The following is a 12795-nucleotide window of genomic DNA, read 5'->3' as shown; positions in this document are numbered from 1 at the left end:
TCTAGGTTTACGTGAAGAAAACTCGAGTGGCCTCACGGATAACAAAGCGACCCCGGGCCGTCGAGCCAGTCACCGAGATGCACGTCCTCACGCTCACGACGAACGCCGACGCTCCCTTCATGACCCAGCAGCTAGCGGCGCTCGAGGAGCGGGGCATCTCGTTTACCACGGTATCGGTGGCCGGCGAGGTCGACGCCGACACCGACCGATCGCCGGCGGATTACGTGCGGACCGTCCCGAGGGTCATTAGAGAGGCGGGATCCGGCTACGACCTGATCCACGCCCACTACGGCCTGACGGCACCGATGGCGCTCGCACAGCTCCGGCAGCCGGTCGTCCTCTCGCTGTGGGGGTCTGACGTGCACGGCCCCGTCGCTCCCGTCAGCCGGCTCTCCGCGCCGTTCTGTGAGGAGGTCGTCGTCATGTCCGAAGAGATGCGTGAGGCCCTCGGCCGCGACTGTACGGTGATCCCCGACGGGGTCGACCTTGAGAAGTTCCGGCCGGAGCCACAGGAGAGAGCGAAGAAACGGGTCGGTTGGGACGACGATGAGGACACATACGAGGTACTGTTTCCGTACTCGCCCGCACGCGGAGTAAAAAATTATCCGCGGGCAGAGCGCGTCGTGACCGTCGTCAACAACCTCCTCGAGCGACCGGTGCGGCTCCGGACCGTCTCCGGTGTCGACCACGACGCCGTCTCGGACTACATGAACGCCGCCGACGCGCTCCTGTTGACCTCCGATAGCGAGGGCTCGCCGAACTCGGTGAAGGAGGCCCTGGCCTGCAACCTCCCTATCGTCGCTGTCGACGTGGGCGACGTTCGGGAGCGCCTGGCCGGCGTCAACTCCTCGCACGTCGCAACGAGCGACGAGGACCTGATTCGCGGGTTGATCGACGTCCTCGAGCGCGACGAGCGATCGAACGGCCGCGAGGCCGCTCGCGAGGTCAGTATCGACCGCACGGCCGACCGGATGCTCGCGGTCTACGAACGGGTCGCCGGGACGGTGATCGAGACCGAGGCCGGCAGTGAGACGCGGCGCGTGGAGGGTGCGGCGGGCCGACTCGAGTAACGGCCGTTCCGGTCTTCAGCGGGAGACTCGAGCGAAACGCGATCGAAGCCGAACCGTTCTCCGATCGGGTAGCGCTCGATGAACGTCGTCAGCGAGATCTCGAGGTCGTCACGGTGCTCTTCGAGTCGCGATGCGGCTCGATCACTCGCTCTCTCGTCTGTTATAAAATGAGTCCGTTCTCACCCTCACTCCTTGTGCGGGAGTTTCAGGTTACAGCGGTTCAGCCGTCTGACGAACGTGGTCTTCGAAATGGAGATGAGGATGTTTCTGTTCCCGTATGTCGGTCGGACCGACGATCGGTGACTACCGCACTTCCGTCCGATACCACTCCATCGCCTCGGGCACATGGGCCTCGATCGGCTGGTACTCGTAGCCCAGTTCCTCGCTGGCTTTCCGCGAGGTGTAGAACAGCCGTTGGGTCGCAAGGCGGGCCATCTCTCGATCGAAGGGGAACATCCGTCGGTCAGCGACGGCGTCGACAACCTCGGCCACGGGACCGGCGGCCTGGATCGCCGCAGCTGGGACGCGGATTCGCGCGGGCGAACCGTCGACGGTGTTGGCGATCCGGGAGACGGCACTGTCGTAGGTGAGATTCTCACCGCCGAGGATGTAGTGCTCGCCGCTAGTGCCGTATTCGTACGCCGCCGTGATGCCGTCGACGACGTCCGACACGCCGACGATGCTCAATCCGCCGGGGAGGTGGGCGGGCATCGTCCGGTCGACGCCCATCGAGAGCAGTTGTGCGGTGAAGGCCTCGTCGCCGGGGCCGAAGATAGAGGTCGGATGGACGGTGACGGCGTCCCCGTCCGTATCGGCGTATCGATCGATCAGATCCTCAGCCGCAGCTTTCGACGCCTGATAGGCCCCGATCGGCTCGGCCACGTCCGTCTCGTCCGCAAAGTCGTCGTCGCCCTGCGGACGGCGCGTCCCGGAGGTACTGGTGAACACGACACGGCCCACGTCGCCGTCGCGACAGGCCTCGAGCACCCGATCCGTGCCGTCGCGGTTGACCGCCCAGACGGTCTCGGGGCCGGCACTCCAGAGGCCGACCCCCGCGAGGTGGAAGACGGCGTCGGCCCCGTCGACGAGTTCTCGCAGCGTCTCGACGTCGAAGATATCGCCGACGTACCAGTCGACGCCGTCGAGGTCGCCCCGATCCGAGGTCGGCCGACTGAGCCCGCGAACCGTCCAGCCCTCCTCGAGCAAGCGGTCACAGAGCCGCGAGCCGAGGAACCCGGTCGCGCCGGTGACTGCTGCCGTACGCGTTTCGGTCATCGCGGTCATCGCCCGCCCTCGAGTTGCGGCGGGACAGCGTCGCCGGCCACCGCTGCGTAGACGCGGTAGGCAGTGGAGACGGCGGGATGGGTGTCGTCCGCCGGTGGCAACTCTCCGTCGGGAATTCGCGCTCGAAGCGCCTCGAAGTCGGCGTTGCCCTCGACGGAGATCGGTCCTCGATCCCCGCGAGCGGTCTCAAGCGCCCCGTCGCTCTCGAGCGATCGGCCGAGAAGGGAAGCTGCGACGGCGTCGACGGCGGGTGCCGAGCCCGCAAACAGCGCGTTCCCCGCGACGGGCTCGCCGCCGTACGCGGTCACCGCGTCGAGGACGGCGACCTGGGGGTCAATGACTCGCGTCGCCACAACGGGAGCCCGATCGGACCCCGCGTCGCAGTCGACGAGGTCGGCGAGCGTCCGCATCGCGCCCGCGACCGGCCCGTCCTCAGTCGGCCGGAGCGACGGCATGACGACCACGGCCCCGTCGGCGAGGCGATTCGGTACTGAGAGCGCGACCGGGGCGTCCTCGACCACACAGAGGTCGCCGGTGTGGGGCTCGTCAGCCAGATCGACGAGGGCTGCGTCGAACCGCTCGAGCAGACTCTCGTAGCCGAGATACGCGGCGGTCCGGTCGAACGAAATGTCCTCATCGCTCGCGCCGGCAACCGCGACGTCGGCGTCCGTCTCCCGCTCGAGGCGGGCGACGACCGAGCCGACGACGGCGGGGTCGGTGACCATGCCCGAGGAGGGGTGGAACGGATAGTGTGCGTCCGGGACGACTGTAATTCGGTCGGCCTCGGCGAGCGTCTCGAGGACGGGCTCAAGGATATTCCGAACCGGTGACTGGAGTGTGGCCATGCGGGCGTTGACGTCGGGAATCCAGCCGCCGCGGCGTTCGGCGGTCTCGACGGCGGCCGCGCGGACCGGTGCAGTGCTCATAGGGACACCTCTGGCGTCTCGAGGCCGTCCGGGTCCTCCACGTCCGCCTCCGCTCCTACCGCGGCGAGTTCGTAGGCTGTTTCAGCGAGCTCGAGCGTTCGCCGGCCGTCTTCGCCGTCGACTGGCGGCCGCTCGCCCTCGCGAATCGCGTCACAGAAGTCGGCCAGTGCGTCGTAATGGGCCTGCAGATAGAACGTCGGCCCGAAGACATCCGGCTCGTCGCTCGTCAGCCGGCTCGCGACGTTCGATAGCGCGGACTTCGCCGCGTCGCCGTAGAAGTTCTCCGGCAGATGCTCCTGGTTGCTGATCGTCCCCGTCACGCCCTCGAGGCGCAGCCGGGTGTTGACCTCCGGAAGCTGCTCCCACTGGTAGGTACCACAGTGGAGCGTGATCGTTGTGTCCGTTTCGGGAGCCGCCATGAGCACAGTCGCGGCGTCCTCGGCGTCGGTCTCGAGCGTTCGTCCCATCGACGCGTCTCTGACCTCAAGGTCCCCAAACAACCACTCGAGGACGTCGAAACAGTGGACGCCGAGTTCGACGAGGGAGCCGCCGCCGGCGGCGTCGGGGTCCATGGGCCACTCCGGCGGCGCGTCGCCTGCGGGCGGCCGACCGAGCGGATGGTCGTTGAGCCGCGTGATCGAGGCGTATGGAACGTGGCCCACGCCGCCCTTGTCGTAGGCCTCCTTGACGCCCACCATATCAGGCTGGTAGCGCAGCGTGTGGTCGACGCCGACAGCGATGTTCGCCTCGCGGGCGGTCTCGAGCAGTCGATCGGCTTCCTCAGTCGAGCGAGCGAGCGGTTTCTCGACGAAAACGTCGACGCCAGCCTCGGCGGCCCGTTCGACCGCGTCGGCGTGGAGGAAGGGCGGCAAGGCGACGACCGCCGCGTCCAACTCCTCGGATTCGAGCAGCGTCTCGTAGTCGTCGTATGTGCGAGAAACGCCGGCATTCCGGGCTCGATCGCGGTTCTCGGGAAGGGCGTCGGCGGCCGCGACGACCGCGACGTCCGGCATCGCGACTGCCGATTTCAGGTGTACCATGCCGATGTTACCGACGCCGAGTATCCCCACCGACAGGGCGCTCGAGTCAGTCCATCGATGTAGAAGCGGTAGTGCCATCTACCCGGAGTCGGACCGGCTGTAGGCTTTGTTATCGTCGCCGTATCCTCCCGAGCGGGCGAGTAGCAGGTGCCTTCGGTCGACTACTGGCGAAGTCGACCGGAGCTGGCGATCAGCTCCAGCTCGCCGTCGCCCGTTCGGTACTACTTGGAGGTCCCGTGATACGACGAGCGACGTCGGCAATCGTCTCGACGGTGAGATCGGTCGCCGACCGCTGGCGCTCGAGGTGCGACAGGATTGCCCGCATGCGGCGGTCGTCCCGTTCGCGGGTCAGGTTGTTCGGATGGAGCCACATGTGAAAGAGCCCGTCAGTGCGCGCTGCCTCGTCGATCCCGCGGCGAGCCAGCGCGACCATCGGGTCCTCCCAGATCGACTCGGCGACGGTCCGCGCCGGGCCCTCGAACCCGAAGAGGAACATCGACGCCGGCACGTTGACCAGTCCGTACTCATCGACGACCGGTTCGACCAGCATCGATTGGTCTCGGATCGTCGAGTCGAAGACGCCGCGAACGCCGTCTCTGGTCGGCGATTTCCCCCGATAGGCCGTGACCCCATGGTCGGCCAGTACGTCGCGGTGGCCGACGTCGTTGCGCGGATAGATGAACGAGTCGATCGACTGGTTCCAGTCGGCCGCGAGTTCGTGGCTGCGCTCGAGTTCGGCGTCAGCGAGCTTGCGGTCCGTCTCCGGACGGCCGAACAGGACGTGCGAAAAGGAGTGGCTGGCAAACTCGTGTCCGGCGTCGGACTCGAGAACGTCGGAGACGAGATCGGGGCCAAATCGAAGGTCGGGGCGGTCTCCCCACTCACCCCGTTCGCGCTCGAACCAGCCCTCGGGAGCCGGATGATCGGCATGGGTGCCATCACAGGAATCGAGCATGAGGTGGCCGACGATGGCCCACGTCGCTGGCACGTCGAATTCCTCGAGCAACTCCACCATGACCGACCAGCCGCGGCGGCCGGCCTCGACGCGGTCCGCCGGCGGTTCGGTGAGGTCGTGAAATCCCCACCCGAGTTCGGCATCGAGGGAAATTACGACGCTGCCCACGGATCCCACCACGATTGAATGCGTCTCATATCCGGACGGTCGCGTTTGGGTGGCTTTGTTATGGATGTCTTGTTGGGACGACGGCCGGACATCGAGAGGGACTCGAGCCGAGCGGAGCAAAACGAGAGAGTGACAAACGCTGATCGACGCGTTAACTTGACCGAACAGTCTCGGCAGGAACGAACCCTCCGCTGAAACCTCTCTATAACAAAGCGCTCATCGGGCGATCCACAGGACAACAGGCGTCTTCGACGTCTCATACAATAATCATGAGCGGATCTACGACCCCCTCCGAGCGAGCGTTCGTGCTTGGACTCGACGGCGTGCCGTGGAGACTCATCGAGCAATGGAGCGACGAGGGTGAACTCCCGAACTTCGCCCGGATGCGCGAGGAGGGTGCGTCCGGAACGCTCGACAGCACTCGCCCGCCGACGACGCCTCTTGCCTGGCCATCGATCGCGACGGGGGTATGGCCGGACAAACACGGCATCTACGGCTTTCAGAATCTCTCTTCGGAATACAGCCACGAAATGTACACGAGTCGGAATCTCGCACAGCCGGCCCTCTGGGATCAGCTCGGGCCGGCCCACGTCGGGAACGTCCCGATGACATATCCAGCCCGCGAGATCGACGGCACCATGGTCACGGGGATGATGACGCCCTCGACGGATCGGGAGTTCACGCATCCATCGGATCTGCAAGACGAGATTGACTCCCGGATTCCGGACTATAATATCAGTCTCGACTATCCCGAGTACGCCGATCGGCTGGACGACTTCGAGGTCGCTGTTGACGACATGCTCACAAAACGTCGCGAACTCATGGAGATCCAGATGGATCGCGCCGGCGACGACTGGCAGCTGTTCTTCTTCGTCTACACCGCGCCCGACCGGTTCCAGCACCTTATCTGGGATATGGACCGACTGCTCGCCCATTACAAGAAACTCGACAACATACTCGGCGAGGTCATGGAGTACACGGATGATCACGATGCAGACCTCTATGTCGTCTCCGATCACGGCTTCGGCCCGATCGAGGAACTTGTCTATGTCAACCGTATTCTGGAGCAGGAAGGGTACCTCTTCCGGCGCGAGGACGAGGGAACCCGCGGGGCGCTCGCGAGCCTCGGCATCTCTCGCGAAGCCATTACCGGGGCACTCAATCGGGTTGGTATCACCGAAGAAACCCTCGTCCAGTCGCTGCCTCGGCGGCTGGTCGACTCCGTTGCCGAGCAGATCCCCGGCGATCACGCCCTCTACGACGTCGACTACGACCGGACCGTCGCGTTCGTCCACGACACCGGCAACTGCTATATCAACGACACCGAGCGCTTCGACAGCGGCGTCGTCTCGCCGAGCGAAGTGTCCGAAATAAAGGCCGATATTAGAGCCACGTTCGAGTCAGCGACCGACGACGACGGCGATTCCCTCTTGGTCGTCCACGACGGGGACGACCTGTTTCCGACGGATGAGGACTCGCCTGATCTCGTGGTCGGCGGCCGCGGCGTCTACGAGTCCCGAAGCGGGATGTCAGACGAGATACGCGGCGATACGGGGACCTACGACGCGAGCCACCGCAGCGAGGGGATCGTTCTCTGTCGCGGCCCGTCGATCGCACCCGGCGCGACCCTGCGCGGGGCTCGAGTAGTCGACATCGCGCCGACGCTGCTGCACGGAATCGGCGAGCCCGTGCCGGAAAACGCCGACGGGCGGGTCCTCTTCGACGCCTTCGATGAGGAGGGGACGCCGGCGGCGACCAAAGTCGAGCGGACGGCGGTGGGCCGGATCGAGAACGGTGAGGAGGTCGACGAGGACTTCGACGACGTGGAGGATCGGCTGAAGGGACTCGGCTACATGGAGTGACCGACCCGACGGTCCGTCGGTCGGTTCGCTCACCGACCGAGACTGGTCGTCGTGAGCGAACCGATCAGGACTGGCCGCGCGGGAGCGACACGGTGATCGTATTCCCGTTCTCGGACCGTTCGAAGGAGATTTGGCCGTCCGAGAGGTCGACGGTCCAGTAGATGAGCCACAGCCCCAGTCCGGACGTGTGATAGATATCGTCCATCTTCCAGTCACCGGTCAGAACGCGAAACTCGACCTCCGGAATCGGCGGACAGTTGTCCTGGATGACGATATCGACAGTTTCCGCGCCTGAACGGACAGTAACCGATACGTCCGGCAGTCCGTCAGGCTCGTGTCGGACGGCGTTCTCGAGGAGTTCCGTCACGGCCAACTCGATCTCGTGGAGGGTGCTCGCGGTCGCAGACGCCGGTAGCGTCGTTTCGATCGTCACGTTCGGGTACTTCTCTCCGATCGCATCGACCGCGTTAGCGACGACTGCGACGAGATCGATCGACGCCGGCACCCCATGGTCCGTGAGCAGATCGATGATCTCGCGCTGTTTGTCCGCGCTCTCGAGGAGTTCCCGTCCCTGTTGTCGAATGATCTCTGCGCGCTCGCGAGATGGATCGTCGGCCTCCTGGGCGATACACTCGGCGTTCCCGAGGACGACGGCCATGTCGTTTCGCAGGTTGTGTCGGAGCAGGTTGTCCATGACCGCCAGCTGGCGTTCGCGCCGTCGACGACCGGTGATATCTCGAGAGAACCCGACGATGCGGACGACCTCACCGTCCTCGACGATCGGTTCGGCTCGGACCCAGACCCAGCGGTTGTACTCCGCGTTCGGGTTGACGCGATACTCGATGTCGACGGATTCGCCGCTCGAGGCGCGATCCATGGCCTTCCGGACGCAGGCGGCGTCGTCGGGGTGGACGGCTTCGAGAAAGTTCTGGGGGTTTGCCTCGAGATCGGCGACGGACTGGCCGAAGACGTCCTCATAGGCCGGATTGACGAACAGCAGTTCGCTCCAGTCGCCGTTGAACATCCACAGGACGTCGCCGACGGTGCCGGCGATCGTCCGTAGTCGGCTCTCGGCGTCGCGGCGTTCCCGTTCCGCAGTCACCTGATCGGAGATATCCCGCGAGCTGACGACGTAGCCGTCGAGAGTATCGTCCGGGAGGTTCGTCACGCGGCTCTCCAGCCACACCCATTCGCCGTCCGCGGTCGCGTGGCGATAGCGGACCGTCACCGACGACTCCGCCGACGAACGGACCTGCTCGAACCGATCCGCGACTGCCCGCCTGTCATCCGGATGAACGTACTCCTGAGACCGCTCGCCGACGAGCTGGTCTGGTTCGTAGCCGAGAATGGGATCGCTCGCCGCGTTGACGTAGACGTACGTGCCACCCTCATCGACGATAGCGAGTTTGTCTTGGGCATACTCGAGCAGGACCGAGTCCAAGTCGTCGATTTCGACGGTCATCGCGATACTATGCTACCGTTTCCTGTACCGGGAGAAAAGCGTGGTGGGCAGTATACAGGCTCGGACCGTCGGAAACGATCGACCGACGGGACGAGGGTGGCCCTCCGAGCGAGACGACGGAGCCAACGGCTATCGATCCGTCCGGATGTGCCGTAGTCCGGTTTTCGCCGTGACCCAGGCCGGGTAGACGGTGTTATAGACGGGAGCGGGGGCGTTTCTCGCGCCGGCACGGAGCAGTCGGTCGGTGAGCGGTGGTTCAGACTCCGAAATCAGGTCGTCCAAGTCGACGCCCTCGAGCCACTCGAAGAAGGTCTGCTCGGCCGGCGTGGCGGGTTCTGTCTCCCGAGCGCGCTCGCGGATATCCGCCCACATGTGGCGCTCATCCTGACCGAGCACCCAGTCACCGCGCTCGAGGGAGCGCCGGAGCCGACGGTAGTCCGAGTCGGCGAACGGATAGCCATGATTGGCCGGCTCGAGGCCCGAGAGACGAAGCCCGACGGCAGTGCGGTAGCACTTTTCACACTCACCGCAGTTGCCGTCCATCTGATCGTTACAGGTCTGGAGTTGCAGTGTCGGCTCCTCGTTGCGGACGTAGTCGGCGATGCGGTCGATACGTTCCTGGCGGTGAGTTCGTAGCCGTCGTGGTGACACTGCGTCCCGGTCCACCGAACGTGATCATCGATGTCGGGACGCGAGCCCCACTCGAGGTCGATTCCGTCCCAGTGGGTCGCGGCGACATAGAGAGTAGTCATCCCGCGCGCGTAGGCCATCGGTGCACAGAGACCGAGCAGTCCCAGCCCGTGGCCGACGGAGCTGTACCAGCCGCCGTCGACGTGACGCTTGTAGTGGGCCAGCAACATGGGATGGTCGAGAAACGAAAGCATGTTCGACTCGACAAATGCGGTCTCGCAGTCGTGGTCGTCGGCGAACCGCGAGACGCGCGTTCGCAGCGCGTCCCACTTCCCGTCGTCGGCGGAGTTCGGGGTGATCGTCCAGCCCCGGATGCTGACCAGCGTCGGCGACTCCTCGCGGTGGCGGACGTACGAACACGTCGAGTCAACGCCGCCGGTAAAGAGGAGCCCGCTCTCGTCGCTCGGCTCTGGCTCCGGATCGATCGTCCAACGCGCATAGAGGGTTCCACCCTCGAGGAAGTCGTGCATCTCGCACAGCGACGTTTTCACGTCCTCGAGAGCCTGTGCAAAGGTTGCGTCGACCTCGTCGACGTAGACGTCGGCCCCGTTGGCCCACGCGACCGGACAGATCTGTGCGAGGACCGGAATCGCCAGCACGCCGTCGGGAACGTCCTCGATCGAGACGTCATACTCTGTTCGGAACGATTCGTCGGTGAAGAACCGCTCGAGGTCGGCCGTGGATCGAATCGAACACTCGAGGGTTCCGCCGTCGGCAGTCAGCCGATCAATGATAATTGATGACATGATGAAGGACGTGTCGCTCTCGAGTGAGCGGACCACGACGGGCTACAAAAACCACCAGAACCGTTGATCAATCAGCACTCGAGAAAGCAATCCATAGCTGACTGTCCGGGACCGATAGGGGCAGCATACTTCGACTGCGGGGACCGCAGTCGGTCCCGCTCACCCGCGATCGGAGAGTGGATCGCTCGCTCGAGGTGTGCGGTCGGCGGGGACGACAATTGGGACGGTATCGGAGCCCGTAATCGTGTGACCGACGCTCACACCTAGTTTCGAGGGTAGGAGCTGTATAACAAACCACGCCAGCGCCGACGACTTGGGCAAGACATGCGTATCGAGACTGGCCCGGACGAACGCGGTGAGATGATATGAGACGGTCGACGCTCAACGTGACGGTCGCGGCCGGATTTCTCGCAGTCGCGATCGGAATTCTGGTCGCGAGAGCGAACCCGGCGGCCGCCTACGAGTCCTCAGTCTACGTGGGATCGCCGACGATCACCTGGGCCGTGTTCGCACTCGCGCTCGCCGTCGCAGTCGGGACGACCCTGTCCTGTCGCGGTCGCCAACAGGGGTACGGGATTGCACTCGGCGGGACGACGGTGACGGCCATCGTGAGCCTCCCCGTGATCCGGAACTATCGCTTCGCCGGGATGGGCGACGCGATGACACACCTGGGCTGGACGCGAGATATCGTCTCCGGGGGAACCGCGCCCCACGAACTGTTCTATCCCGGATTACACGCCATCGCAACAGTGTTTCACTTCGTCGGTGGCATCCCGATCGAACGCGGGCTCCTGATCGGTATGGTCGTTCTCTTCGTTCCGTTCGTTATCTTCGTCCCGCTCGCCGTCCGCGATATGGCCGGCAGCGGACTGGCGGTCGGGCTCGCCGCCATCGTCTCTTGGATGATATTGCCGGTCAACAACATCGCGACGTTCATGGGCGTCCACACCAACTCGAACGCACTCTTTCTCGTTCCACCCGTGGTCTTCGCTATCGTCGCCTATCTCCGACGGCGGTCGACGGTCGAACGGCTCCCGCTCGGGCTATCGCCGTTCAGCGCGCTCATCTATCTCACCAGTCTCGCACTCCTGTTGGTCCATCCTCAGCAGATGTTCAATATCATCGTCTTCGTCGGCGCGATCAGCGGCGTCCAGTTCCTCGCCCGCCGACGATTCGACGAGCACCCGATGCTCGAGCATCCGACGACGTACGCGCACACGCTCGTCCTCGGTGGGATGTTCGGACTCTGGGCGCTCGGCAACGAACGGTTCAGAAGCGCTGCGTCCGGACTCATCTCCGGGCTGCTCGCCCAGGACATCGGTGCCGGGACCGAGGTCGATCAGCGAGGATCGTCGCTGACCGATATCGGCGGGAGCCTCGCCGAACTCTTCGTGAAGATGTTTCTCGACGCGGCGATCATCGGGCTCCTCGTCGGCTTGCTCATCTTGGCCGTCTGGCTCGGGCGGACGAGTCTCGACGCCGAGAGCAGATCCTTCGTCAACTACGTCGGATTCGGATTCATCCCGCTCGGTGGCCTGTTCGCGGTCTACTTCGTCGGGACCCCGACGATGGCGTTCCGACAGATCGGCTTCATCTACGTTCTCATCACGATCCTTGCCGGAATCGCGCTGGCACAGTTCACGGGCGGCCTCTCGAGACTGCTCACGAGACCGGGAGCGAACGCGGTCACGGCCCTGATACTCGGCTGCTGTCTGGTGCTCGGTCTGATAACGGTGTTCGCGTCACCGCTGATCTACAACCCGGGCCAGCACGTGACCCCCGAAATGATGAGCGGCTACGAGAACGGCTTAGATCACGGGGCCGAGGACGTTCCCTACGCGGGCATGGGTTATGATCCCTACCGGTACGATCACGCGATCAACGGTATCTCCGGCGGCGGCGATACCATCGGTGGCGCGTCGGCGTCCACCGGAACCGTCAACGCGAGCGTCTTCTCGTCAGGCAACTACAGCGGGGCCTATCCGACCGACGAGTACTACTTCGTCGTCACGGAGTGGGACAGGACGAAAGAGATCGACATCTATCAAGAACTCAACTACCGCAACGCCGCACTCGAGGGGCTCGACACCGAACCGGGCGCGAACAAGGTCGTCTCGAACGACGAGTTCAAGATGTACGCTATCAGTAGCGAGCCGTAGCTTGACCTCCTCCACGCCCTGAAGGACGTGGAATCCGACCATCGGATTTCCGCCGAGTGCGACGTTCGAGGTTCCAACCCGCACTCAAGGGGAACTCTCGTTTCCTCCCCTGTATAGGGCTGTGGCCCGGTCAAATAGGCCCCATCGAATACCATGTCATCGCCGTGTGAGGAACAGACCGCGCTCCTCACCATCCCTTGTCTGTTCGGGAACGGCCTCTCACGGTATTCGTAGCACCCTATGTTACGTGCTATCACACTAAAACGATTACGATGGAAATCCGTCCCGATCACCGGCTGCGGGTGACACGCTGCGCCTACCGCTCGACCTGCGCCTGAAGACGCAGGTATGCGCTCGAAATTCGTATCAGTCCCGTTCGACGGTCCGCTTTCCCAGCGCTGGCCAAACTGACTCTACTCGCTGGGGACCGCCC

8 protein-coding genes and 1 pseudogene are annotated in these 12795 nt (G+C 64.4%); 3 read left to right on the top strand and 6 right to left on the bottom strand.

Going from position 1 to position 12795, the window contains the following annotated elements; translation table 11 throughout:
* Window positions 1-77: 77 nt before the first annotated feature.
* On the top strand, window positions 78-1070 hold the full coding sequence (locus tag K6I40_RS26520) for a glycosyltransferase (RefSeq protein WP_222918380.1): 993 nt from the start codon (window positions 78-80) through the stop codon (window positions 1068-1070).
* A gap of 303 nt (window positions 1071-1373) precedes the next feature.
* On the opposite strand, the gene K6I40_RS26515 is transcribed toward K6I40_RS26520, so the two are convergent.
* The 4 genes from K6I40_RS26515 to K6I40_RS26500 form a co-directional block, all read right to left on the bottom strand.
* The gene (locus tag K6I40_RS26515; RefSeq protein WP_222920468.1) at window positions 1374-2345 is read right to left on the bottom strand and encodes an NAD-dependent epimerase/dehydratase family protein; all 972 of its coding nucleotides are present in this window, start codon (window positions 2343-2345) and stop codon (window positions 1374-1376) included.
* 5 nt (window positions 2346-2350) lie between these two features.
* Entirely contained in the window at window positions 2351-3280 is a 930-nt protein-coding gene (locus tag K6I40_RS26510) for a DUF362 domain-containing protein (protein ID WP_222918379.1), read from the bottom strand.
* Window positions 3277-4398, bottom strand: coding sequence for a Gfo/Idh/MocA family oxidoreductase (locus K6I40_RS26505; RefSeq protein WP_222918378.1), 1122 nt, complete (start codon window positions 4396-4398; stop codon window positions 3277-3279). Before K6I40_RS26505 ends, K6I40_RS26510 begins: the two co-directional genes overlap by 4 nt.
* Window positions 4399-4510: 112 nt before the next feature.
* Complete coding sequence (locus tag K6I40_RS26500; protein ID WP_222918377.1) at window positions 4511-5443, bottom strand: polysaccharide deacetylase family protein; 933 nt, start codon at window positions 5441-5443, stop codon at window positions 4511-4513.
* A 269-nt stretch (window positions 5444-5712) separates the two neighbouring features.
* Between K6I40_RS26500 and K6I40_RS26495 the strand changes: the two genes are divergently transcribed.
* A complete protein-coding gene (locus tag K6I40_RS26495) occupies window positions 5713-7305 on the top strand; it encodes an alkaline phosphatase family protein (RefSeq protein WP_222918376.1) in 1593 nt (530 codons plus the stop codon).
* 64 nt (window positions 7306-7369) lie between these two features.
* On the opposite strand, the gene K6I40_RS26490 is transcribed toward K6I40_RS26495, so the two are convergent.
* Both K6I40_RS26490 and K6I40_RS26485 read right to left on the bottom strand, forming a co-directional pair.
* On the bottom strand, window positions 7370-8767 hold the full coding sequence (locus tag K6I40_RS26490; RefSeq protein ID WP_222918375.1) for a PAS domain-containing sensor histidine kinase: 1398 nt from the start codon (window positions 8765-8767) through the stop codon (window positions 7370-7372).
* A gap of 129 nt (window positions 8768-8896) precedes the next feature.
* Window positions 8897-10203 (bottom strand): annotated as a pseudogene (locus K6I40_RS26485) (hypothetical protein).
* A 365-nt stretch (window positions 10204-10568) separates the two neighbouring features.
* Here K6I40_RS26485 and K6I40_RS26480 point away from each other — a divergent pair.
* Window positions 10569-12362: a hypothetical protein gene (locus tag K6I40_RS26480; RefSeq protein ID WP_222918374.1), complete on the top strand. Its 1794-nt coding sequence runs from the start codon at window positions 10569-10571 to the stop codon at window positions 12360-12362.
* Window positions 12363-12795 lie beyond the last annotated feature (433 nt).

The sequence above is a fragment of the Natrinema sp. SYSU A 869 genome (assembly GCF_019879105.1).
Lineage (GTDB): Archaea > Halobacteriota > Halobacteria > Halobacteriales > Natrialbaceae > Natrinema.
Note: the sequence above shows the minus strand (reverse complement) of the source record. Positions and strands in the feature narration are given on the sequence as shown.